21 protein-coding genes are annotated in these 23,331 nt (G+C 58.8%); 14 read left to right on the plus strand and 7 right to left on the minus strand.

The annotated features are described in order from the left end of the window. Positions 1-21 precede the first annotated feature (21 nt). The 9 genes from AAZT04_RS12015 to AAZT04_RS12055 all read left to right on the plus strand — a co-directional run bounded on the left by AAZT04_RS12015 (position 22) and on the right by AAZT04_RS12055 (position 10,366). On the plus strand, positions 22-1,725 hold the full coding sequence (locus tag AAZT04_RS12015) for an NADH-quinone oxidoreductase subunit C (protein ID WP_046373544.1): 1,704 nt from the start codon (positions 22-24) through the stop codon (positions 1,723-1,725). A 12-nt stretch (positions 1,726-1,737) separates the two neighbouring features. Beyond that, complete coding sequence (locus AAZT04_RS12020; protein ID WP_142815203.1) at positions 1,738-2,283, plus strand: formate hydrogenlyase complex iron-sulfur subunit; 546 nt, start codon at positions 1,738-1,740, stop codon at positions 2,281-2,283. Further along, positions 2,280-3,077: an NADH-quinone oxidoreductase subunit B family protein gene (locus AAZT04_RS12025; RefSeq protein ID WP_149573269.1), complete on the plus strand. Its 798-nt coding sequence runs from the start codon at positions 2,280-2,282 to the stop codon at positions 3,075-3,077. The genes AAZT04_RS12020 and AAZT04_RS12025 overlap by 4 nt, the downstream gene beginning before the upstream one ends. Further along, entirely contained in the window at positions 3,074-3,490 is a 417-nt protein-coding gene (locus AAZT04_RS12030; protein ID WP_020826903.1) for a formate hydrogenlyase maturation HycH family protein, read from the plus strand. Before AAZT04_RS12025 ends, AAZT04_RS12030 begins: the two co-directional genes overlap by 4 nt. Then, the gene (hycI, locus tag AAZT04_RS12035) at positions 3,483-3,953 is read left to right on the plus strand and encodes a hydrogenase maturation peptidase HycI (RefSeq protein WP_048758917.1); all 471 of its coding nucleotides are present in this window, start codon (positions 3,483-3,485) and stop codon (positions 3,951-3,953) included. Before AAZT04_RS12030 ends, hycI begins: the two co-directional genes overlap by 8 nt. A 161-nt stretch (positions 3,954-4,114) precedes the next feature. Further along, positions 4,115-4,657 carry an electron transport protein HydN gene (gene hydN, locus AAZT04_RS12040; RefSeq protein ID WP_046373547.1) on the plus strand — a complete coding sequence of 181 codons (543 nt, stop codon included), beginning with the start codon at positions 4,115-4,117 and terminating at the stop codon, positions 4,655-4,657. Between the two features lie 11 nt (positions 4,658-4,668). Then, positions 4,669-6,825: a formate dehydrogenase subunit alpha gene (gene fdhF / locus AAZT04_RS12045; protein WP_337047525.1), complete on the plus strand. Its 2,157-nt coding sequence runs from the start codon at positions 4,669-4,671 to the stop codon at positions 6,823-6,825. Between the two features lie 203 nt (positions 6,826-7,028). Further along, positions 7,029-9,341 carry a carbamoyltransferase HypF gene (hypF, locus tag AAZT04_RS12050; RefSeq protein WP_337047524.1) on the plus strand — a complete coding sequence of 771 codons (2,313 nt, stop codon included), beginning with the start codon at positions 7,029-7,031 and terminating at the stop codon, positions 9,339-9,341. Further along, positions 9,335-10,366 carry a HoxN/HupN/NixA family nickel/cobalt transporter gene (locus tag AAZT04_RS12055; protein ID WP_337047523.1) on the plus strand — a complete coding sequence of 344 codons (1,032 nt, stop codon included), beginning with the start codon at positions 9,335-9,337 and terminating at the stop codon, positions 10,364-10,366. Before hypF ends, AAZT04_RS12055 begins: the two co-directional genes overlap by 7 nt. A 40-nt stretch (positions 10,367-10,406) precedes the next feature. Here AAZT04_RS12055 and AAZT04_RS12060 read toward each other — a convergent pair whose 3' ends face one another. The 6 genes from AAZT04_RS12060 to AAZT04_RS12085 form a co-directional block, all read right to left on the minus strand. Further along, complete coding sequence (locus AAZT04_RS12060; RefSeq protein ID WP_434680199.1) at positions 10,407-11,615, minus strand: MFS transporter; 1,209 nt, start codon at positions 11,613-11,615, stop codon at positions 10,407-10,409. Between the two features lie 227 nt (positions 11,616-11,842). Continuing rightward, positions 11,843-12,544, minus strand: coding sequence for a VOC family protein (locus AAZT04_RS12065; RefSeq protein ID WP_434680201.1), 702 nt, complete (start codon positions 12,542-12,544; stop codon positions 11,843-11,845). Continuing rightward, positions 12,472-13,899: an aldehyde dehydrogenase family protein gene (locus AAZT04_RS12070; RefSeq protein ID WP_434680203.1), complete on the minus strand. Its 1,428-nt coding sequence runs from the start codon at positions 13,897-13,899 to the stop codon at positions 12,472-12,474. The genes AAZT04_RS12065 and AAZT04_RS12070 overlap by 73 nt, the downstream gene beginning before the upstream one ends. Positions 13,900-13,941: 42 nt before the next feature. After that, the gene (locus tag AAZT04_RS12075; RefSeq protein WP_434680205.1) at positions 13,942-14,787 is read right to left on the minus strand and encodes a fumarylacetoacetate hydrolase family protein; all 846 of its coding nucleotides are present in this window, start codon (positions 14,785-14,787) and stop codon (positions 13,942-13,944) included. Further along, complete coding sequence (locus AAZT04_RS12080; protein ID WP_020826893.1) at positions 14,784-15,524, minus strand: GntR family transcriptional regulator; 741 nt, start codon at positions 15,522-15,524, stop codon at positions 14,784-14,786. The genes AAZT04_RS12075 and AAZT04_RS12080 overlap by 4 nt, the downstream gene beginning before the upstream one ends. 24 nt (positions 15,525-15,548) lie before the next feature. After that, positions 15,549-16,328, minus strand: coding sequence for an SDR family oxidoreductase (locus tag AAZT04_RS12085; protein ID WP_020826892.1), 780 nt, complete (start codon positions 16,326-16,328; stop codon positions 15,549-15,551). Positions 16,329-16,497: 169 nt separating this feature from the next. On the opposite strand from AAZT04_RS12085, the gene AAZT04_RS12090 reads away from it, so the two are divergent. From AAZT04_RS12090 to AAZT04_RS12105, 4 genes are read left to right on the plus strand one after another with little or no spacing between them, the layout of a single operon-like run. Further along, positions 16,498-18,120 carry a GMC family oxidoreductase gene (locus AAZT04_RS12090; protein ID WP_198639628.1) on the plus strand — a complete coding sequence of 541 codons (1,623 nt, stop codon included), beginning with the start codon at positions 16,498-16,500 and terminating at the stop codon, positions 18,118-18,120. Then, positions 18,113-18,769 carry a polysaccharide deacetylase family protein gene (locus AAZT04_RS12095; RefSeq protein WP_020826890.1) on the plus strand — a complete coding sequence of 219 codons (657 nt, stop codon included), beginning with the start codon at positions 18,113-18,115 and terminating at the stop codon, positions 18,767-18,769. The genes AAZT04_RS12090 and AAZT04_RS12095 overlap by 8 nt, the downstream gene beginning before the upstream one ends. 24 nt (positions 18,770-18,793) lie before the next feature. Further along, a complete protein-coding gene (locus AAZT04_RS12100; RefSeq protein WP_198639627.1) occupies positions 18,794-20,506 on the plus strand; it encodes an FAD-dependent monooxygenase in 1,713 nt (570 codons plus the stop codon). Beyond that, entirely contained in the window at positions 20,496-20,693 is a 198-nt protein-coding gene (locus tag AAZT04_RS12105; protein ID WP_020826888.1) for a hypothetical protein, read from the plus strand. The genes AAZT04_RS12100 and AAZT04_RS12105 overlap by 11 nt, the downstream gene beginning before the upstream one ends. Before the next feature lie 8 nt (positions 20,694-20,701). On the opposite strand, the gene AAZT04_RS12110 is transcribed toward AAZT04_RS12105, so the two are convergent. Then, positions 20,702-21,628, minus strand: a complete 927-nt coding sequence (locus AAZT04_RS12110; RefSeq protein ID WP_020826887.1) for a LysR family transcriptional regulator — start codon at positions 21,626-21,628, stop codon at positions 20,702-20,704. Positions 21,629-21,802: 174 nt separating this feature from the next. Between AAZT04_RS12110 and AAZT04_RS12115 the strand changes: the two genes are divergently transcribed. Beyond that, the gene (locus tag AAZT04_RS12115) at positions 21,803-23,320 is read left to right on the plus strand and encodes an aldehyde dehydrogenase family protein (RefSeq protein WP_434680210.1); all 1,518 of its coding nucleotides are present in this window, start codon (positions 21,803-21,805) and stop codon (positions 23,318-23,320) included. Positions 23,321-23,331: the final 11 nt, after the last annotated feature.

A 23,331-nucleotide genomic window follows, 5' to 3' on the forward strand; every position in this document is an offset into this window, starting at 1 on the left:
TAATGACAAAGGCAATCAATAATGACTAACGAACATCAAGGCCAGCACTATCTGGCGGCGTTGCAGCAACAATTCCCTGCGGCCATGCTGGCAGCCGAATGGCAAACCGCCGATCAGTTGACGGTCACCGTTAAGCTCAATTCGCTGCCGGACGTGGTGGAATGGCTGTATTACCAGCAAGGCGGTTGGTTGTCGGTGCTGTTTGGCAACGACGAGCGCACGCTGTGCGGCCATTACGCGCTGTATTACGTTCTGTCGATGGAGCAAGGCACCAAATGCTGGATCACGGTGCGCGCCGAAGTGGATGCCCAAACGCTGGAGTTCCCTTCCGTCACGCCGCGCGTGCCCGCCGCGGTTTGGGGCGAACGCGAAGTGCGAGACATGTACGGTCTGCGCCCGGTGGGATTGCCGGATGAGCGGCGGCTGGTGCTGCCTGACGACTGGCCGGACGATCTTTACCCGCTACGCAAAGACGCGATGGACTATCGTCAACGCCCCGCGCCCACCACCGATGTGGAAACCTATCCGTTCGAGAGCCTGGCCGGAGCCAAAGCCAATGTGGTGCCGATTGGCCCGTTGCACATCACCTCGGACGAACCCGGGCACTTTCGCCTGTTTGTCGATGGAGAAGACATCATCGACGCCGACTACCGCTTGTTCTACGTGCACCGCGGGATGGAAAAACTGGCCGAAACCCGTATGGGCTATAACGAAGTCACCTTTCTGTCGGACCGGGTGTGCGGCATTTGCGGCTTTACCCACAGCGTGGCCTACACCAGCTCGGTCGAAAATGCGATGGGCATTCAGGTGCCGGAACGCGCCCAGATGATCCGCTCGATCCTGCTGGAGGTGGAGCGCCTGCACAGCCACCTGTTGAATCTTGGTCTGGCCTGCCATTTCGTCGGCTTCGATTCCGGTTTTATGCAGTTCTTCCGCGTACGCGAGCAGTCGATGAAGATGGCAGAAATACTGACCGGCGCGCGCAAAACCTATGGTTTGAACCTGATTGGCGGTATCCGCCGCGATATTTTGAAAGAGGACATGCTGCAAACCCTGAAGCTGGCCGCGCAAATGCGCAGCGAACTGGTGGATTTGGTCGATATCTTGCTCAGTACGCCCAACACAGAACAACGCAGCGTCGGGGTTGGGCGTCTCGATCCCCAGGTGGCCCGCGATTACAGCAACGTGGGGCCGATGATCCGCGGCAGCGGCCACCGTCGCGATACCCGCATCGACCATCCGTTTGCCGGCTACGCCAAACTGCCGGTGGAGTTATGCGTGGAAAGCGGCTGCGACGTCTATTCCCGCCTCAAGGTGCGTATTCACGAAGTGTTCAACTCGCTCGGCATCATCGAGTTCGGTTTGCAAAGCTTGCCGGGCGGACCGCTGGCGGTGGACGGCTTCACCTATATACCGCACCGCTTTGCCCTGGGCTTTGCCGAAGCGCCGCGCGGCGATGATATCCACTGGAGCATGACCGGCGACAACCAGAAACTGTTCCGTTGGCGCTGCCGTGCCGCCACCTATGCCAATTGGCCCACCCTGCGTTACATGCTGCGCGGCAATACGGTATCCGACGCCCCGCTGATTATCGGCAGTCTCGATCCCTGCTACTCCTGCACCGATCGCATGACCATCGTCGACGTACGCAAGCGCCAGTCCATCATCGTGCCGTACAAAGAGATCGAACGTTACGGCATCGAGCGGAAAAACAAGCCGTTCTAACCGGAGCCCATCATGCTGAAACTGATTAAAAAAGTGCTGAAGACCGGCCCGGCCACTGTCGCCTATCCGGCCCAGCCGCTGGCCATTGATCCGAACTTTCGCGGCAAGCCCGAATACAACCCACAGCAGTGCATAGCCTGCGGTGCCTGTGCCAACGCCTGTCCGTCCAACGCGTTGAGCATGACCCCCGATCTCAACAGCGGCACCTTGCGCTGGCAGCTGTTTCTTGGCCGCTGCATCTTTTGCGCCCGCTGCGAGGAAGTGTGCCCAACCGCTGCCATTCGGCTTTCGCAGCAGTTCGAACTGGCAGTGTGGCGTAAAGAGGATCTGTACGAACAAGCCGACTTCGCCATTTGTCATTGCCGACAGTGCGGCAAACCCTATGCGGCGCAAAAGGAAATTGATTATGCGATGGCGTTGCTCGGGTTGAGCAGCTCGGAGGCGGCAACCCGCCGTGCGCAGTTTGAAACCTGCCCGGCCTGCAAACAGCAGCAGAATCTGACCCAGGCCGATCGCATTGATATCGGCCGCCATTTGACCCGGGAGGTCATCTCATGAATTCGCCATTGATTGGACCACGTGATGAAAATGGCCTGCCGGTGCCAATCACCCTCGACGACAGCATCGCCAAGCTGAAAACCACCCTGCTGCAGGATATTCGCCGCTCGGCCTATGTCTATCGGGTGGACTGCGGCGGCTGTAATGGTTGCGAAATTGAGATTTTCGCTGCCATTTCACCGCTGTTCGACGCGGAACGTTTCGGCATCAAAGTGGTTCCTTCCCCCAGACATGCCGATATTTTGTTGTTCACCGGTGCCGTGACCCGCGCCATGCGCATTCCGGCGATCCGCGCCTGGCAGGCCTCACCCGATCCTAAAATCAGCATCTCCTACGGTGCCTGTGGCAACAGCGGCGGTATCTTCCACGATCTTTATTGCGTGTGGGGCGGCACCGATCGCATCGTTCCGGTCGATGTCTATATTCCCGGCTGCCCGCCGACGCCGGCGGCGACCATTTACGGTTTCGCCATGGCGCTAGGCCTGCTGGATCAGAAAATCAAAGGCCACCAGCATGATGAAACCCACGGTGAAGCTACGCGCCTGTTGCACCCGCAACTGCCCCAGCCGCTGCGAGTGCTGCTGGATCGCGAAGCCCGGCGTATGGCCGGTTACCGCTACGGTCGCCAAATCGCCGACCAGTTCATGCAACTGCTGGCAGCAGAGACACCCGAACCGGTCGAACAGCGCATCGCCGCTTATCTCCACCAGCAAGATGACCTGCGCCTGAATGAAATTGTCGGCAACCTGCAGGGCATTTATCAACGGGTGCTGCGTGGGGAGCTGCGGCTATGACCGATTCCCAAGGACAGGTGGTGTTTTACTCCCTTAGCCGCAAGTTTGTGCAGGAGAAAAAGGCCCCGCCGAAGGCCCAGGAGGTGATCTATTACAGCCTGGCGATCGGCCATCATCTGGGCGTGATCGACTGCCTGGAAGCCAAACTCAGCTGCCCGCTGGCGGGGTTTCGCGCCTGGATAGCGCAGTTGCCTGCGGGCAGCACCGCACGGCGCAAACTGGAAGGGGTCGATCGGTTTGGCGAAATCTGTATCGACAACAGCCATACCCACCTGTTGGCCACGGCGTTGAGCCACGCGGCGCCGCGTATGAACACTGAACAGCAAAGCTGGAGCCAACAGCTGATCGCCCTGCTTCAATCGATTGAAAACGAACCCGCCATTTACCTGATGGTCCGGAGGCATGATGACTGACGTTTTATTGTGTGTGGGCAACTGCATGATGGGAGATGACGGTGCCGGGCCGCTGCTGGCTGAACTCTGTGCCGGTCATCCCCCCGCGGGTTGGCAGGTGATTGACGGCGGCGCGGCACCGGAAAATGACATCGGGCATATCCGCGAGCTACGCCCTGATCGCCTGGTGATCGTCGACGCCACCGACATGGGGCTCGCGCCGGGTGAAACACGGGTGATCGACGAAAAAGACATTGCCGCCATGTTCATCATGACGACGCATAACCTGCCGCTTAACTTTCTGATCGACCAACTGCGCGAAGACATAGCGGAAATTACCTTTATCGGCATTCAGCCCGAAGTGGTGGCGTTTTATTACCCGATCAGCGCGGCGGTGAAACAGGCGGTGACGGTGCTCCATCAACGCTTGCTTCACTGGGATGACAATGGCGGTTATCCGCAGCTGGAGGTGACGAATGTCTGACGCGGCATCGTCATTTCTGTCGACCTGCTGTCGACCCCGGGGCCATAAAAAGATAACCCTCTGCTTTTTAAACATTTTCAATATTGGCATGTTTTATGCCTAACCAGAGCCACGACCTCTCTTTTGCCATACCCGGATGAAGGGTAACCCAGGAGTTATTGATGAACCGGTTTATCATCGCCGATCCCAAAAAATGCATCGGCTGCCGTACCTGTGAAATTGCCTGCGTGATGGCGCACAGCGAAAGCCAGGATATTTCGGCGTTGAACGCCACCAGCTTTGCCCCGCGCCTGCATGTGATTAAAGGCGTCAACGTCAGCACCGCCGTGCTTTGCCGCCAGTGCGAGGACGCCCCCTGCTCCAACGTCTGTCCGAACGGTGCCATCAGTCGCACCAACGGCATGGTCCTGGTGATGCAGGAACGCTGCATCGGCTGCAAAACCTGCGTCGTGGCCTGTCCCTATGGCGCCATGGAAGTGATCACCCGTCCGGTGGTCCGCCAGAATGGCGCCATGATGAGCGCCACCACCGAGAAAGCCGAAGCCCATAAATGTGACCTGTGCATCGGTCGCGACAGCGGCCCGGCCTGCATGGAAACCTGCCCAACCAATGCGTTGCACTGCGTCGATCGCAACATGCTGCAGGAAATGAACGCCGAGAAGCGCCGCCGCGCCGCGCTCGACACAATGTCGTCACTGTTTTAGGAACTGAACCGATGAAAAAAATCACAACCGTCTGCCCTTACTGCGGTGCAGGCTGCAAAATGAAACTGGTGGTCGATAACGGCAAAATCATTCGCGCCGAGGCGGCTGACGGCGTGACCAATCAGGGTGAACTGTGTCTGAAAGGCTATTACGGCTGGGACTTCCTGAACGACACCAAACTGTTGACCCCGCGTCTGAGCCAGCCGCTGATTCGGCGGCAGAAAGGCGGCAAGTTTGAGGCCGTCAGTTGGGATGAAGCGATCAGCTATACCGCACAGCGGCTGCAGCAGATTAAAGACCAGCACGGTGCCAGCGCCATCATGCACACCGGTTCCTCTCGCGGGACTGGCAATGAAACCAACTATGTGATGCAGAAGTTCGCCCGCGCGGTGATCGGCACCAATAACGTCGACTGCTGTGCCCGCGTCTGCCACGGGCCTTCGGTCGCGGGTTTGCAGGCCACGCTCGGTAACGGTGCCATGAGTAACTCGATTGGCGATATCGAAAACTCCAAGTGTCTGCTGATCATCGGTTACAACTGTGCCGACTCGCACCCCATCGTGGCGCGCCGGGTGCTTAAGGCTAAAGAGAAAGGCGCGCAGATCGTTGTGTGCGACCCGCGCCGGATAGAAACTGCACGTATTGCCGACCAGCATCTGCAGATCAAGAACGGCTGCAACATGGCGCTGGTGAATGCGTTCGCCTACGTGCTGATTGAAGAGAATCTTTATGACCGCGATTACGTGGCCAAATACACCGAGGGATTCGAGGCCTACCGGCAGCAACTGGCGGATTATGCGCCAGAAGCGGTGGAACACCTGACCGGCGTGACCGCACAGCAAATCCGCCAGGCCATGCGCACCTATGCCAGCGCCCCTTCGGCCACCATCATGTGGGGCATGGGCGTGACCCAATTCGGCCAGGCGGTTGACGTGGTCAAAGGCCTCGCCAGTTTGGCGCTGCTCACCGGCAATTTGGGCCGCGCCAACGTGGGTGTCGGCCCGGTACGCGGGCAGAACAACGTACAGGGTGCCTGCGATATGGGCGTGCTGCCCAATGAATTCCCTGGCTATCAAGCGGTTACCGATGCGGCCGTGCGCGCCAAATTCGCCGCAGCCTGGGGAATCGAAGCCACAAAAATGGATCCCAACGTCGGTTATCGCATCACCGAAATCCCGCACCTGGTGCATGAAGGCAAAGTGAAAGCCTACTACATCATGGGGGAAGATCCCTTGCAGACCGAGGCCGATCTGAGCCTGGTGCGCAGCGCGTTCGAAGCGCTGGAATTTGTGGTGGTGCAAGACATCTTTATGACCAAAACCGCCGAACAGGCGGATGTGATCTTGCCTGCCACCTCCTGGGGCGAACATGGCGGCGTCTTCTCCTGCGCCGATCGCGGGTTCCAGCGTTTCGAAAAAGCCATTGAGCCGCAGTACAACGTCAAGCGCGACTGGGAAATCATCAGCCTGTTGGCCAGCGAAATGGGCTATCCGATGCACTATGAGGATAACCAGCAGATCTGGGACGAAATGCGCGAACTCTGCCCGCTGTTTTACGGCGCCACTTACGAAAAAATGGGCGAGCTCGGTCACGTGCAATGGCCTTGCACTTCGCTGGAAAGCCAGGGGACGCCATACCTGTATCAGGGTAACCAGTTCACAACGCCGTCCGGTAAAGGGCAACTGTTCGCCACCACCTGGCGTGCGCCGGCCGAGATCCCGGATGCAGATTACCCACTGGTGCTCTGTACCGTGCGTGAGGTTGGGCATTACTCCTGCCGTTCGATGACCGGCAACTGTGCCGCCTTGCAAACGCTGGCGGATGAGCCCGGCTTCGTGCAGATCAACCCTCAGGATGCCGCCGCGTTGGGCATTGCCGACCAGCAACTGGTGTGGGTTGCCTCTCGTCGCGGCAAAGTGATCAGTCGAGCCAACTATAACGAGCGTATTAACCTGGGTGCGGTGTATATGACCTACCAGTGGTGGATTGGCGCCTGTAACGAACTGACGCAGGAAAACCTGGATCCGATCTCCAAAACGCCGGAAACCAAATACTGTGCGGTAAAACTGGCAGCGATTACCGACCAGCACTGGGCGGAGAACTATGCACAGCAAAGCTACAGCGATATGAAAGCTCGCCTGCGCCGCGCCGCAGAAGACGTGATGTAATCCCGTCATACTTGAAGCTGCATCTGTGTTGGCTGCAAGCGCTCACCCCAGTCACTTACTTAAGTAAGTGACTGGGGATCCCCGCTCTTGCCGCCTTGATGCAACTCCAATTATTTAGGGAATACCAGGGAATAAATTGACAGGAGGCTACGCAGGGTTGTGCCTCCTAATAATTTATAAAAACCCAAAGAGGGTAATAAACCATGTCCTATCCGGGGCTGCTGCTGCGTATCAGCGGCAAAGTACAGGGCGTCGGCTTTCGGCCTTTTGTCTGGCAACTGGCCAACCAGCTCAATCTACGTGGCGAAGTCTGGAACGACAGCGCCGGGGTGGAGATTCGGCTGGTGAACCCCGTCGACCTTGAGCTGTTGCTGCATCTGTTGTGCCAGCAGGCCCCACCGTTGGCGCAGATCGACAACATTCACCAACGGCCCTTTACCTGGCTGAAAAAGCCCGATGATTTTCGCATCCGCGCCAGCCAACGCGGTGCTATGACGACCCAGATTGTTCCCGATGCCGCGACCTGCCCAAAATGCCTGCAGGAAATGAACGATCCGCAGGATCGGCGTTACCGCTACCCTTTTATCAATTGCACGTACTGCGGCCCACGCTTCACCATTATTCGTGCCATGCCTTACGATCGCCCGGCAACCAGCATGGCACCGTTTCCGCTCTGTTCGCCCTGCGCCCAAGAGTACCGTTCGGCGCACGACCGGCGCTTTCATGCCCAACCGGTCGCCTGTAGCGACTGCGGCCCTCGGTTGTTCAGTTTCACCGTTGAGGGACAACCGCAGCATCAGGGGGAAGAAGCCCTGCAGCAGGCGGTAGCCGCATTGGCTGCCGGGCAGATTGTGGCCATCAAAGGGCTGGGCGGTTTTCACCTGGCTTGCGATGCTACCCAGACTGAGGCCGTAGAACGTCTGCGGCTTCGCAAACGGCGCCCCGGCAAACCTCTGGCGGTGATGCTGCCGAATATCGACTGGCTGACGCGCTGCACCCGTGGCATTGATCTGGCGCGCGCACAGGCTTTGCTGGCGTCCGCTGCAGCGCCTATCGTGCTGGTGCCCCACTCGTCCCACTCGCCGCTGTCTGAGGCTATCGCCCCGCAGTTGAACGAAGTGGGCCTGATGTTACCCGCCAATCCCCTTCACCATTTACTGATGCAGGAGATACAACGGCCCCTGGTGATGACCTCCGGCAATGCCACCGGCCGAGCTCCGGCATTAACCAATAGCCAGGCTTTGGCTGATTTGGCCGGCATTGCCGACCTGTGGTTGCTGCACGATCGCGAAATCTTGCAACGCGCCGATGATTCGCTGGTGCGTCTGCTGCCTGAAGGCCATGAAATGCTACGTCGGGCGCGCGGATTTGTTCCGGATGCCCTGCCATTGCCTCCGGGCTTCCCTTCACAGCCTCCGCTATTGGCCGTGGGCGGGGATCGCAAAAATACCTTTTGCCTGCTGCAGGGAAATAAAGCCGTACTCAGTTCACATTTTGGCGACCTGCAACAGGAAGATATTCAGCAACAGTGGCAGCAGGCCATGGCGCATTTTATGGCGTTGTACCATTGCCAGCCACAGCGCTTAGCCAGCGACGCTCATCCGGGTTACGTCAGTCACCAATGGGCCGCCCAGCAGAAGCTGCCGGTGACCCCGGTGTTGCACCATCATGCGCATTTGGCCGCGTGCCTGGCCGAACACCATTGGCCACTGGAAGGCGGAGCGGTTATCGGCCTGGCGCTGGATGGGCTGGGGTACGGGCAGGACGGCGCGCTGTGGGGCGGCGAATGCCTGTGGGTCGATTACCGCCGCTGTCGTCATCTGGGGGGATTGCCTGCGGTGGCACTGCCCGGCGGCGATCTGGCCGCGCAACAACCCTGGCGCAATCAGTTGGCGCATTTTGCACGCTTCGTGCCTGACTGGCAAAGCAGCCCACAGGCCGAACGGCTATTGACGCGCGCCTGGCGCCCCCTGCTCCAAGCCATTAACGCCGGCATCAATGCGCCGCTGGCCTCCTCCTGTGGCCGTCTGTTTGACGCGGCCGCCGCCGCGTTGGGATGTGCGCCCGAACGGCAAAGTTGGGAAGGCGAAGCCGCCAGTATTTTTGAGTCGCTGGCCCACCAAAGTGGCCCTTGCTCTCACCCGGTGACGTTGCCACGTTGCGCAGAGCAGCTCGATTTGGGCGTGTTGTGGCGGCAGTGGCTGGCCTGGCAAGCGCCGGCCGCTCAACGGGCCTGGGCGTTTCATGATGCCCTGGCGCAGGGATTTGCTGGCCTGGCCAAACATTTTGCCGCAGAGCATAACCTCCGGCACGTGGCGTTAAGCGGTGGCGTACTGCACAACCGCCTGTTACGCCAACGGCTGCAGCATCATCTGGCCCCGCTGCACGTGCTGCTGCCACAACGGCTGCCGGCGGGCGATGGAGGGTTGGCATTCGGTCAGGCATTGGTCGCCTGCGCGCAGCGTATCCCCTTGACTCGTCTCCCGTTCAAAACCCAACAGGATGTAACATGTTAAACCGCGAGTTTTTCCATACCCATACCCGCGCCTTTTGGCTGTTGTTGACGTTAGTGGCGCTAAACCTGCTGGCATGGGGTGCGGCCTTTGCTGCCTTTCATCATCACCCGACACTGATTGCCGCCGCGCTGCTGGCTTACGGTTACGGACTGCGCCATGCGGTGGATGCCGACCACATCGCCGCCATCGATAACGTAACCCGCAAATTGATGCAACAAGGCCAACGTCCGGTTTCCGTCGGGGCCTTCTTCTCTCTGGGGCATTCCAGCATTGTGGTACTGGCCTGCATCGCGATTGCCGCCACCTCATTGGCATTTGGCGATCGCATCGGCTGGTTGCATCAGTATGGCGCCACTTTGGGCACGCTGATCTCCTCGCTGTTCTTACTGGTGATGGCGTTGTTGAACTGGCTGATCTTCCGCGACGTTTACCGCATTTTCCGTCGGGTGAAGCGCGGTGAAACCCTAGTCGAACAGGACGTAGCCCTGCTGGTGAGCGGCAGCGGTGGCGTAATGACGCGGCTGTATCGCTTTGCTTTTAATCTGGTGAATAAAAGCTGGCATATGTATTTAGTCGGCTTTTTATTTGGCTTGGGCTTTGATACAGCTACCGAAGTGGGCCTGCTCGGGATCTCCGCTACCGGTGCTACATCCGGCATGTCGGTCTGGTCAATCATGGTGTTCCCGCTGCTGTTTGCCAGCGGCATGGCGTTGATTGACTCACTGGATAATTTTGTGATGGTTGGCGCTTACGGTTGGGCGTTCAATAAACCGATCCGCAAGCTGTATTACAACATGACCATCACCGCCACCAGCGTGGTTATCGCTGTGGTGATCGGCGGGCTGGAAGGCCTGGGGCTGCTGGCCGATAAGCTGGGGCTACAGGGCGGGCTGTGGCGAGGTGTCGAGGTGCTCAATGACAACATGGGCAGCGTCGGTTACGCCGCTATCGTGCTGTTTGTGGTGCTGTGGATCCTGTCCGCGCTCAATTACCGCCGCAAAAATTATGACTCGTTAAGCGTCTAGCCCGCTTACGGCAGCCCGGTCATCCCTGGCTGCCGCCGCATTAAGAGCAGGTTGCTCCCCCCTGGGGCATCGAGGCAGCGTGGAGCGTGCGTCCACCGAGAAGCACGATAATCGTCATCACAACGCCTGCAGCAATGGCGATGCCGAAGCCGGCGCGTGCGCCATAAGCGTCGATGACCAGCCCCGCCAGCGCGGCACCCAGCGCCACGCCAATACTGATGCCGGTGGTCATCCATGTCAGCCCTTCGGTGAGCCTGGACGGCGGTACCAGGATAGTGCCAAGGTTCATCACGACAACCATGGTGGGCGCAAAGGACATACCGGCCACGAAAATGGTCGCCATCAGAATGTAAACGTCTGCAGACAGGAGCGGCAACACCGACGTTGCCGCCGTTAACAGCACCCCAATAAAGAACTGACGCTCTATCGGCAAGCTAACCCTGATCGCGCCAAAAGCCAGACCGGCAACCATGGAACCGAGCGCGTAGGCAGCAAGAATCAAACTGGCGGCCGTCGGCCACCCTTGTGCGTTGGCGAAAGCGACTACCGCCACATCGATAGATCCGCCAATCACCCCCATGGCTAAAAGTGCCAGCACGATGGTGCCGAGGCCCGGGATACGCAAAGTCGAGCCGCGGTGTTCAGTCGTGTTTTTGATGACTTTGGGCGCTGTCTGACGTTGCAGAAGAAAAGCCGTGACGCCAATCACCAGCAACACTATCGCGGCGAGGGGCCCGGCTTCGGCGGCAATACCGGTGCTCAAGCCAATAGATAAAGGGGGTCCAATCACGAAGGTCAGCTCTGTCAGCACCGTATCCAGCGAGAAGGCGGTGTGGAGTTGCGGCTTGCCCCGGAAAAGCTGTGTCCATCTCGCTCTTATCATCGCCGGCATGCTTGGCATAGTGCCAGCCAGCATGGCGAGAATACACAGCAACGGGACTGGGGCACGCATATGCGCAGCGGTTATCAACGCCAGCAGCATGGTAATGCTAAACGCGGTGACCCATGGAAGCACCCTGTTCTGGCCTAGCCGATCAACCAGCTTCGATACCTGCGGACCCATGAGCGCGTTCGCCAGCGTAAATATACCGGCTACCGCACCAGCCAACCAATAGTGACCGCTCTGCTGTACCAACATGGTGATAATACCGATGCCGATCATCGCCTGCGGCAAACGGGCAACCGAGCTCGCAATCACTAACCCCCCGACGCCGGGCGTGGTCAGAAGTTCGCGATAGGGATTAGCCATAACCTCTCCAGTTCGTCATTCGGCATCGTGGCGGGATATCCGTATCGATGCCTTGTGCCACAACCACGACGTTGTGGATAAACGGAGCCATGGCGGCTCCGACTGTCATTTCAGCCGGACCATATTGGTTGAAAAAAAACGGAAGTAAAGGCCGATGTTATTGCCCGGAGAGTTTCCGGGCACAAGGTTATCCAAGGGTTGCCCTGGCATGGTTCGGGCATCAAGCCCTATTGGCGGGATAAGTACTCTTCCAGCACCAGCGGATAGCCCTCGGTGGTCGGTTCTACCGGCGTGTTGGCAAAGGCACTGGCTTCGGTGACCCATTTGCGCTGCGGCGGCAGCCCCCAGGGCAGCAACTGCTGGCGTTGATCGGGTGCAAGAATATTGGTTTCCAGCTCAATGTCGATTATCTGATAAGGGGTGTTGTGCAGCTCGATACGATGCCCGTCCGGATCCCGCAGATAAACATAGAGGACATGGCCCATACCGTGCCTGCCCGGCCCGCGTTCAATGCTGCTGGCGAAGCCCAGATTGCCGGCAGTGTCGCAGGCGCGCAGGATCTCTTGCGAATCGGGGATGGTATAACCGAAGTGATGCAGACGCGGGCCGGGGCCATGCAAGTACACCAGATCCTGCGTATTGCCTTTGCGTTGTAAGAATGCGGCCCCCATTCCACCCTCATTGAAATAGATGTCTGTGGCACGGAATCCCAGCTTCGTCATGTAAAATTCGGCTGCCCGCTGTACGTGGGGAGTGTGCAACTGGAAGTGATCCAGCCGCTGGGCACTGCCGCCACGGTACAGATGCACCTGATGGTGCAAGCGCGGCACCACGGGCATTGAGGCGCACAGTTCGATCAGCGTACCAGTCGGATCGGTGAAATGCAGAGTACGCCCCTGAAACGGCACTTCGGTCCAACAATTTTCCAACCCTTGCTGGTCCAAAAACAGCTTGGCCAACTCCAGATCTTTTTCACGAAAAACACGCAGGCCAACGCGTTCGCAGTGGGGCTCCGCCTTGCTGAGCTTGATAACCAGACTGTGGTGGCAAGCCTCTTCCAGCCCGCGCAAAGCACGCCGGCGAAGGCTTCTTCACGCATCAGCGGATCGTCCTGACCGGTGGCGCGGATCACCGTCGGGGTCACATAGAACCCCTCTCCGTCCAGCACCGTACCGCCACTCAGTACCTGGTCATGGCTGTGCGCCTGATCAAACATCGCCTTGATGCGGTTAAAATGCGCCTGGTTAGCCAACGGACCGTACTGCGTGGCTTCGTCCATCGGCGAACCTATTTGCAGTGCCTCGACTCGGGCGATAACCTGCTCGACAATCTCGTCGAAGCGCGACGCATGAATATAAAACCGCTCGGCAGAGGAACAGACCTGCCCCTGATGCACCAGCCCGGCGAGCATAATGCCGTCCACCGCCCGCTGGGTATCGACGTCGGCAAGAAACGCCGCCGGGTTTTTTCCTCCCAACTCCAGGGTGATGCGGGTCAAATCGGCTTTTATCGCCGCCTGGCCGATCGCGATACCGGCCGGAACCGAACCGGTGAAACTGACCTTATTGACCCGTGGATGCTCGATCAGCCACTGCCCCACCTGGCGTTCGCCATTGACCACGTTGAATACGCCCGCAGGCACCCCGGCCTGATGGGCCAACTGCGCCAGACGCAGCAGGGTCAAAGGTGCAAACTCACTGGGTTTGACCACGATGCAACACCCGGTGCACAAGGCGGCTGCAATTTTCCAAATGGCGATCATCACCGGGAAATTCCAGGGAATAATGGCCGCCACCACGCCCACCGGCTCGCGGTAAGTCATCGCGGTATATCGCTCGCCGTTAAACGAAGGGATTGACGGCGCGAGGGTTTCACCATGCAGTTTGGTGGCCCAACCGGCGTAATACCGGATAAAAACGCAGGTATGGTCAACCTCGAACAGCCTGGAGGAACCGATCAGCTTACCGTTGGTCAGGGTTTCCAACTGGGCAATCTCCTCTCTGTGGGCCTCCAGCAGATCGGCAAAGCGTAACAGTATCTGCTGACGCTGGGCCGGCAGGCTTTTTCCCCATTCGCCCTTCAGCGCCCGGTCAGCCGATTGCATCGCCTGCTCCACTTCGTTGGCGGTGGCACCAGCCACGTTGGCGATCGTCTGGCCATTGGCCGGATTGACTACCGGCAAGCGTTGTCCGCCCGCCGCCGGGATCAGTTGTCCATCGATAAACTGCCCATGTTCCTGCGCCAGAAAGGCGGAAACCTGTGGAAGCACTTTGATATCAGCCATCGTAATCCACCTCGTTTGTCGGAAAAGAGTCCTTTAACGCCCTCAGGCGTCGTCAATCACTGGGTTACTCAGGGTACCGATACCGGCAATCTCAACCTCCACCCGATCCCCCGCTTTCATCCAGACCGGTGGCTGTCGGAATGCGCCAACGCCACCGGGCGTACCGGTCACCAGCACATCGCCGGGCAGCAGATCGGTAAATGCCGAGCAATACTCGATCAGCGCCGGGATCGAGAAAATCAGGTCATCGACACAGGCTTGTTGCATCACCTGCCCGTTCAGACGGGTTTCCAGCGTTAGCGCACGCGGGTCGGGAATGTCGTCGGCACTGACCAGCCAGGGACCAAAGGCCGCGGTGTGGCGGAAGTTTTTACCGGGAGTGAATTGCGAGCTGTGCCGCTGCCAGTCGCGCACGCTGCCGTCGTTGTAGCAGGCGTAACCGGCGATATGCTGCATGGCATCGCGCTGGGCAATGCGGCGCCCCCCTTTACCTATCACCACGGCCAGCTCGCCTTCATAGTCAAATTGAGACGACTCCGGCGGTGCCAGCAGCGGCTGCTGATGTCCGACCTGTGAAGAAGGCAGCCGCAAAAACAGCGTTGGCCGATCGGGTTCCTCCCGGCCGGTTTCCAGCAGGTGCGGGCGGTAATTCAGCCCCACGCAAATAATTTTGTCCGGGTTGGGCACCGGCGGCAACCAACTGACCTCGCTGGCTTTCAGGGTGGCAGGCGCATTCACAAACGGCAGGAACACGTTAAAACTGCCGGCGGCTAACGCGCTACGCACGTCCGGATAGGGCAATGTCTGGCTGCAGTCGACAATCTCGTCGACTCCGCGCAGCAGGCCATAACCTGCACGCCCCTGGCTAATAAAACTGACGATCTTCATTTGGCCTCCGGGGACGCAGCCGCGCCGTTGAATATGGTGCTGTCGGCCTGGTTGATAATCCGCTGCACGGTGCTTTGATAATGCTGACTAAGCAGCTCGACGGCGCGGTCGGCATCGCGCGCCAGCACCGCATCCATGATGGCCTGATGCTCACCGTCGACATCGCGTGGCGCATCCATCCCTTCCAGCTCATAACCGAACCGCAGGCGGCGATAGCGCTCCGACTGATCGAACAGCAAGTCGGAAAAGCGCAGCATCCACGGTGAATTGCAGGCCATCAGCAGGCTGCGATGAAAGCTGTAATGGAGCTGGCTCCAGTTTGCCGAGTGATCTTCGTCATCCATGCGCGGGCAGCGCGTCAGTCGGTGAAAGGCGGCGATAATCCCCGCTTCCCATTCGGCATCACCGTTGGCAATCGCTAACCGTAAAGCATGGGTTTCGATCAGTTGTCGATTGGCGGTAATGTCTTTCAGTTCGCTGAGTGATACCTCACTGGCACGAAAACCGCGTTGCTCGTGGGCGGTCACCAGCCCTTCCGTCACCAACCGCGACAGCGCCTCACGCACCAGTCCTGGGCTGATGTCCAATTCACCGGCGATATTGCCGATCACCAGTTTGCTGCCCGGCGAGTATTCACCGTTGATAATCCGACGGCGGATCAGCGCCACGGCGGCGCCGCTCAGGCTTTTGAAAGTCCCATTCTGCAATTGCAGGTTTTCTGTTTGTTTGCTGTTCATTCGCTGTTTTATCTCGCTGTACGGTTATAACAACGCTGGATAGGCGCCGCCGTCCAGGTGCATGTTTTGCCCGGTAATAAATCCGCTCAGGTCGCTGCACAGGTAAACACAGGCCGCGCCGAATTCGGCAGGCTGGCCCATGCGACCGGCGGGGATCGAGTCAATCTGTCGTTGGCGCGCCTGTTCGAAGGTAATGCCGCTCTGTTTCATCGCCACCTGCGCCATCTGCTGCTGGCGAGGCGTATCAAAACGTTCCGGCAGCAAATTGTTAATGGTGACGTTATCGACAATGCATTCGCGGGACAACCCTTTACAGGCGGCCGTCAGACCGGCGCGGGACGCAGCGGAAAGCGTCATGTGCGCCCGCGGCGTACTGACCATCGCCGAGGTGATATTGATGATGCGGCCAAATTTCCGCTCGCGCATCCCCGGTATCAAGGCGCGGATCAACATCAGCGGTGCCAGCAAATTCCCTTGCAGCGCCGACAGCCAGGTCTGCTCGTCAAACTCAAAGAAATTCCCCGGCGGTGGCCCGGCGTTATTATTGACCAGAATATCGGCATCCGGGCAGGCAGCCAGTAAGGCTTCGCGCCCTTGCAGGGTGGTTATGTCACCGGCGACAGTAAAAACGCGCCCGCCGGTCTCAGCCTTAAGCCGCTGCTGCGCGGCCAGCAGGCGCTCTTCGTCGCGGCCATTAATCCAGACGCTGACCCCTTCTCTAAGCAGGGCTGCGGCACAGGCATAACCCAAACCACTGCTTGAAGCGCATACCAGGGCGCGTTTATCAGCCAGTCTCACATCCATAACCGTTCTCTCCTTCTAGCGAGGCAGCTCATGACTGAGCCGTGCGATGTTGCATAAATGTCATGCTATCGACAAAAAATAGTGACATCAACAAAAAATATTCTTTATATTAAAAAATATATTTTTTCTTCCATCGCAAATTTTCCACCCTCATCTGCACGGAGAGAGCATGAAAGAGAATGAAAGGTACGACTACATTGTGGTCGGCGGTGGTTCTGCCGGTTGCGTGGTTGCCGGTTTGTTGGCGGAAAGAACCTCGGCGCGCATTTTGCTGCTGGAGGCCGGGCCAGAAGACAAAGGGATCTTCATCCGCATGCCGGCCGGATTTCCGGAAATTGTCGGCAAGCTGGTCTGGCCCTATCAAAGCGATGCCGAACCCCATATGGACAATCGGTCGATGAGCGTACCGCAGGGCCGTGTGCTGGGCGGTGGCAGCTCGGTGAATGGACAGCTCTACGTGCGTGGCAATGCCAGGGATTATGACGATTGGGAAACCCAGGACGGCTGTACCGGCTGGGGCTATCGCGATGTGCTGCCCTATTTTATCCGGTCGGAATGCAACCAAAGCCTGCACGACGACTATCACGGCGATAGCGGCCACCTGAAAGTCAGCGACTCCGGTTATCGCCATCCGCTCAGCTACGCCATCGTCAAAGCCGGTCAGGAGCTGGGTTATCCCTATCTCAATGACTTTAACGGCGCCAGCCAGCAAGGCATAGGCTTCTATCAAACTACCACCTATCAGGGGCACCGTTGCAGCACCTCGGTGGCCTATCTGGCACCGGTGCGCCAACACGCGAATCTCCAGGTAATGACCGGCGTGCTGGTTGAGCGCCTGTTGCTGGAGCAGGATCGTGCTACCGGCGTGGTATTTACCGACGCCGAGGGGAAACGCCAACAGGCGCTGGCCAGCCGGGAAGTGGTGTTATGCGCCGGCGCCATCGGAACCCCAAAACTGTTGATGCTGTCCGGCATCGGTCCAGCAGAGCATCTGCGCGAAGTCGGCGTCAAACTCCAGGTCGACAGCCCTCTGGTCGGCCAACGCCTGCAGGATCATCTGCATTTTTCGCTGATTGCCAGCCTGCGAAAGCCGATTAGCCTGCTCGGGCAAGACAAAGGCCTGAAGGCGTTGGCGAACGGTCTGGAATGGCTGCTGTTCAAACGCGGTATCTGCGCCTCCAACCTGCTGGAGTGCGGCGGTTTTTTCGCCACCGGCGACGACGATCGGCCAGATGTGCAGCTGATGGGGCTGGCGGCGTCGGATAACGTCGACGACAAGGGAAAACAGGCGCAAAACCAGCATGCCCTATCCCTCAAGCTGGCGCACCTGCGGCCACAGGCCAGGGGTGAAGTCCGGTTGCGCGACGGCAATCCACGTTCATTACCGCGCATCAGCCTCAACTATATGGGGACGCCGGAAGATGTCGCGGCGCAGGTCAGAGCGGTACGTCTTGGCTTGCAGCTGTTCCAGGCCCCGGCGTTGGCGTCACTGATTGATCAGGTTCTGTTGCCCGCGCCGAATTTGAACAGCGATGAACAGTTGGCGTCGTTCGTGCGCGAGCATGGCAAAACGGAGTATCACCCTACCGGTACCTGCCGCATGGGGGCAGATCCCGCGACTTCCGTGGTGGATCTGGAACTTCGCCTGCGTGGCCTGGCGGGAGTGCGTATCGCTGATGCGTCGATTTTCCCGCGCATCCCGACAGGCAATACCAATGCACCGACTATCATGGTGGCAGAGCGCGCAGTTGATTTGATGCTGGCCACTTCTCAGGAGCAGGAACATGCATAAAAAACTCACTTTGACCTTTGATAACGGTCCCCATCCCCAGGGAACCCCGCTGGTGCTGAAGACGCTGCAGGAGTTCCGCATTCTGGCCAACTTCTTCCCTATCGGCGAGAAGATCTCCGCGCCTGGCGGTGAAGCTCTGGTTAAATCGGTGAAAGACGCCGGTCACCGGGTCGGCATTCATACCCTGACCCACTCTCTGCCGCTGGGGCTGGGGGCTCCGGGTTTTGCCCGTCACGAAATTACCGAAGGCCAGGCCCGACTGGGTCAATACGCCGAGTCGCCGCCGCTGTTTCGCCCCTATGCCGGTAAAGGGATCCTCGGACCGCACGTGTTGAATCAAGAGGCGGTTGAGGTGCTGCAACAGCAAGGATTCAGTCTGGTGTTGTGGAACTCGGTACCGCGGGATTGGGAACTGCCGACCGACGCCTGGGTGGCGCGTGCGCTGGAAGATATCGCCAATCAGCCCTGGACGGTGATGGTGTTGCACGATGCCCGGCCCGAAGCGATGGAGCATCTGGCGCATTTTATTGAAAAAGCGGTGTTGATGGACGTGGAAATCACGCAGCAACTTCCCGATTGGGTAATGCCGATGCAGGCGGGCCAGATCCGGCATCCCTTTTCTGAGTTGATCGCCCCTGTGGCGGAGTAACCGGCAACGACAAGGAGAATCTTTATGCAACAAGAAAACGTGATTGGTGAATTCCGCTATCAACAATATGCGGTCAAGCTACCGTCGCTGCACGATAACCGTGAACAGCGTCGGCATCGGGTGGTGATTGTCGGCGGTGGACCGGTGGGCTTATCGCTGGCGCTGGCATTGGCGAAACAAGGCATCGCTTCATTGGTGGTGGAGAATGATACCCAGGTATGCACCGGCAGCCGGGCGGCGTGCATCTCCCGCCGCAGCCTGGAGATCCTCGACAAACTGGGGCTGGCAGACACCTTTGTCGGCAAGGGTCTCGCCTGGACCCGTGGACGCAGCTTTTATCAGGGCGAGATGGTGATGCAGTTCGACATGCTGGTGGATGATAACCAGCAGTTTCCGGCGATGATCAACCTGCAGCAGTATTATATCGAGCAATTTTTGCTGGACGAGGTGCTGCGCCATGAGGATTTGATCGAACTGCGTTGGGGTACCGAGCTCCAGAGCCTGGTGCATCATGACGAAGGCGTGACATTGTCACTGAATGCTGTCGGGGTCGATTACCAGTCAGAAGCCGACTGGGTGATTGCCTGCGACGGCGGCCGCAGCCGGGTGCGGGAACAAATGGGCCTGCATCTGCAGGGGGACGTGCATCATGGACGCTTCGCCATCATAGATATTGAATTGGAAAGCGAGACCCCGGCAGAACGGCGCGTGTGGTTCGAAACCGCCCTGCGCCCTGGCCCAATGTGGATGCACCGCCAACCGGACAACATCTGGCGCATTGATTACCTGCTGGAAGACGGCGTCAGCGACGAAGAAGGACTGAAGCCGGAAAACGTGCTGCCGGTCGTCGAGAGTTTTCTCGATATGGTCGGTGAAAAAGGGAAATGGCGCCCGATTTGGATCAGCATGTACAACGCCAAAGCGCTGTCGCTGGACAACTATCATCACGACCGGGTGCTGTTCGTCGGCGATGCGGCGCACGTAGTGCCAATTTTCGGCGTACGTGGGCTTAACGGCGGGCTGGACGATGCCTATAACCTCGGCTGGAAGCTGGCCTATGTGCTGAAAGGGTTGGCGCCGCCGTCGCTATTGGCCAGTTATTCCAGCGAACGTCAGAAGGCCTGGCGTGAAAATGCCGGACAAGCCAGCCGCAGCGCCGAGTTTATGTGCCCGGCGACCCCGGCCGGCAGCACGCTGCGTAATGCGGTGCTGTCGCTGGCGGCTCGCCACCCGCAGTTTTCCGCGCTGATCAATCCCCGTCAGACCCACAGCATTTGTTACGGGGATTCGCCTTTGAATACCCCGACGGTGACGGCCCCCGCGGCTGTAGGGCCCAAACTCGGCGCGGTATTGCCGGAGTTCCCCCTGTTACTGAATGGTGAGCCAACCCACCTGACCCGATTGCTGGATGCGCGACTCTTCACCCTGCTGCGCTTCCCGGCGCAGGACGCTACCAGCGCTGTGGAAATCAGCGACCATCCGTTGCTGCGCGTGGTCACTCTGGGGCGGCCTGGACAACCGCAGGCCGGTGCTGCCGGATGGGTGGAAGATCCTGATGGACAGGTGCACGCGGCCTACAGCGGGCCCGCCGGCGCACTCTATCTGATCCGACCGGACGGGCACGTCTGCTGGCGCTGGACGCAGAGTGATGATGTGGACTCTGCTGCCATCGAACAGGCCATCTTGCGGGCCAGCGGCTGGCAGAACGATAACCAAGGAGCAAAAGATGCAGGCTAAATTGACCGAACAGCAGCTCGATGAGCTGTACAGCCAGTTTTATCTGGCCGCCGAGCCGTTTACCGGCGAACCTCTGGCGCTATTTTTGACTCGCCTTAACCTGCTGTTGCTGGACGCATTGGCGAATGAAACGCTGGCGCGGGAACTGATAGCCGAAGCCGCGCGCTTTAAGTTCGACGCAGAGTAGCCCTGCGTTCAGGCCGCCGGCGGGGTGTCCGTGAGTTTCTGCCCCGGCGGTAATCTGGATTGCCGATAATACTCCGCGACAAAATCGACAAAACTGCGAATGTTAACCGGCAGATAACGCCGGTTAACATAGACCACGTACAGCGATCGATGGCTCCAGGTGTAATCCCTCATTAACCTGATCAACGCGCCGCTGGCCAACGCCTCTCTCACCACGAACTCCGGCTCAAGAATAATGCCTCTGCCCTCCAGCGCGCTGGCCAACAAGGCATCGCCACTGTTGGCTCGCAGCGATCCGCATACCGGCACCTCGATCAGACGCCCCTCCTCATCCAGATATTCCCATTGTTCCGCACGGGGCAACAGTGAGTAGACCAGACAATTGTGCTCCCGCAGTGCCTGTGGGTTGTCCGGGGTCCCGTGGTGCTTTAAATAATCGGGAGACGCACAAAGTATTCGGGGTATTTCACACAGCTTGCGCGCCACCAGAGACGAATCCGACAGATTGGCCACGCGGATCGCCACATCAATCCCCTGGTCGATCAGGTTGATCAACTGGTCGCTGAGGCAGAACTCCACCGACACCCGCGGATAACGACGCTGATAACCGGCCACTATGGTTGCCAGTTCAGCCCGACAATAGGGGTGTGGCGCACTGATGCGCAAGGTGCCTGCGGGCTGCCCCTGGTTGCCCATATAGGCTTCCAACGCCTGGCATTCGCCGGCAATGCGCTGGCTGTATTCGTAACATTCCCGCCCGGCCTCCGTCAGCGTCATCGACCGTGTGGTACGGTGCAGCAAACGCACGCCAAAATGCTGTTCCAACTCGGCAATACTCTTGCTCACGCGCGGTCGGGAAAGGTCAAGCGCCTCTGAAGCCGCCGTGAAATTGCCGCCTTTTACCACCGCATTGAATATGCGTAATGCATTCATCATGTCCACATTCACGTCCCTTCAGCACGCTTGTCATTAGCACAATATACGTCATCCATTGGTGCCTGTTCGGCACCAGTGTGATACGGCAAGCCCTCTGGTTGTTCAGCCTGACCACAGCTAGTTTAGCTTTATCCCTCGAAAGAGGATCCCCACAGACTGAAACAAGGACTCCCTATGAGTAGCCAGACGAAAACCTTTGAACAATGGCAGCAGCAGGCAAACGCACTGCAGATCGAAGGGCGTGCCTATATCGACGGTCAGTATCAGGACTCTACCGACGGTGCCACTTTTGCCGATATCAGCCCGATCGACGGTCGGCTGCTAGCGGCGGTTGCCGACTGCGACGCCGCCACCGTGGATCGAGCCGTTGCGGCGGCGGCCCGAACATTTGCATCCGGAATTTGGCGCGACCAATCGCCGGTACAGCGCAAAAACGCCCTGCTGCGCCTGGCCGATTTAGTCGGTCAGCATCAAGAGGAACTGGCGCTGCTGGAAAGCCTGGACACCGGCAAAACCATCCATGAGTCGCTGGATATGGATATGCAGGACGTGCAGATCGCACTGCGTTATTACGCCGAGGCGATCGACAAGATTGCCGGCGAAATCGCCCCTACCAGCGACAGCTTCCACGGCATGATCACCTACCAGGCCTTGGGTGTGGTAGCGGTGATGACGCCGTGGAACAACCCGCTGATGATTGCCTGCTGGAAGATTGCGCCGGCGCTGGCGATGGGTAACTCGGTGGTGTTCAAACCTTCTGAAAAAGCGCCGTTAACCGGTATCCGCCTGGCGCAGTTGGCGCAACAGGCCGGTATCCCCGATGGCGTATTCAACGTGGTGACCGGCGGGGCTCAGGTCGGACAGGCACTGGCGCTGCACCCCACCGTGCGGGTGATGGCCTTTACCGGCTCCACCCAGGTGGCCAAACAGCTGCTGATTTATGCCGGCCAGTCCAACATGAAACGCACCTACCTCGAAGGCGGCGGTAAGAACGCGCATATCATTTTTGCCGACACGCCAGATCTGGCACGCGCAGCGCGTTTTGCCGCCTTGGGCTTTTGCGCCAACCAGGGTGCGGTCTGTGCCTCTGGGACTCGCCTGCTGGTGCAGTCATCCATTAAAGAGCAGTTTGTCGCGCTGCTGATTGAAGAAGTGAACCGCTGGCAGCCAGGGCATCCACTCGATCCCGCAACCATGATGGGGCCAATGATTGATGCCAGGCATCAGGCCAATGTCCTGCGTTATGTCGACTCCGCGCGTGATGAAGGCGCCAGCATCGTCTGTGGTGGCCATGCGGACGACAGCATCGTACCGGGTGGGCATTTCTTCTGGCCAACGGTTATCGACAACGCCACCCCGACCATGACCGCCTCGCAAAACGAAATCTTCGGCCCGGTCGCTTCGGTCATCGCGTTTGAAGACGAAGCAGACGCTATCCGGTTGGCAAATGACAGCGAATACGGCTTAACCGCCGGCTTCTGGACGCCGGATATAGCCAAAGTTCACCGCGTTGCCCGCCAACTGGAGGCAGGAACCGTCTGGGTCAATCACTTCCTGACCCGCGATATTCTCTCGCCTTTCGGCGGTTTCAAACAGTCAGGCATCGGCCGCGACCTGTCGTTACATGCGATGCGGCAATACGGCGAAATGAAAGCCACCTGGATTGCTCTGAAAGACGTCGACGCTCACTAAGCCCGCGCGTC

It is taken from the genome of Serratia sp. Je.1.23.a (assembly GCF_051129805.1).
Lineage (GTDB): Bacteria > Pseudomonadota > Gammaproteobacteria > Enterobacterales > Enterobacteriaceae > Serratia > Serratia liquefaciens.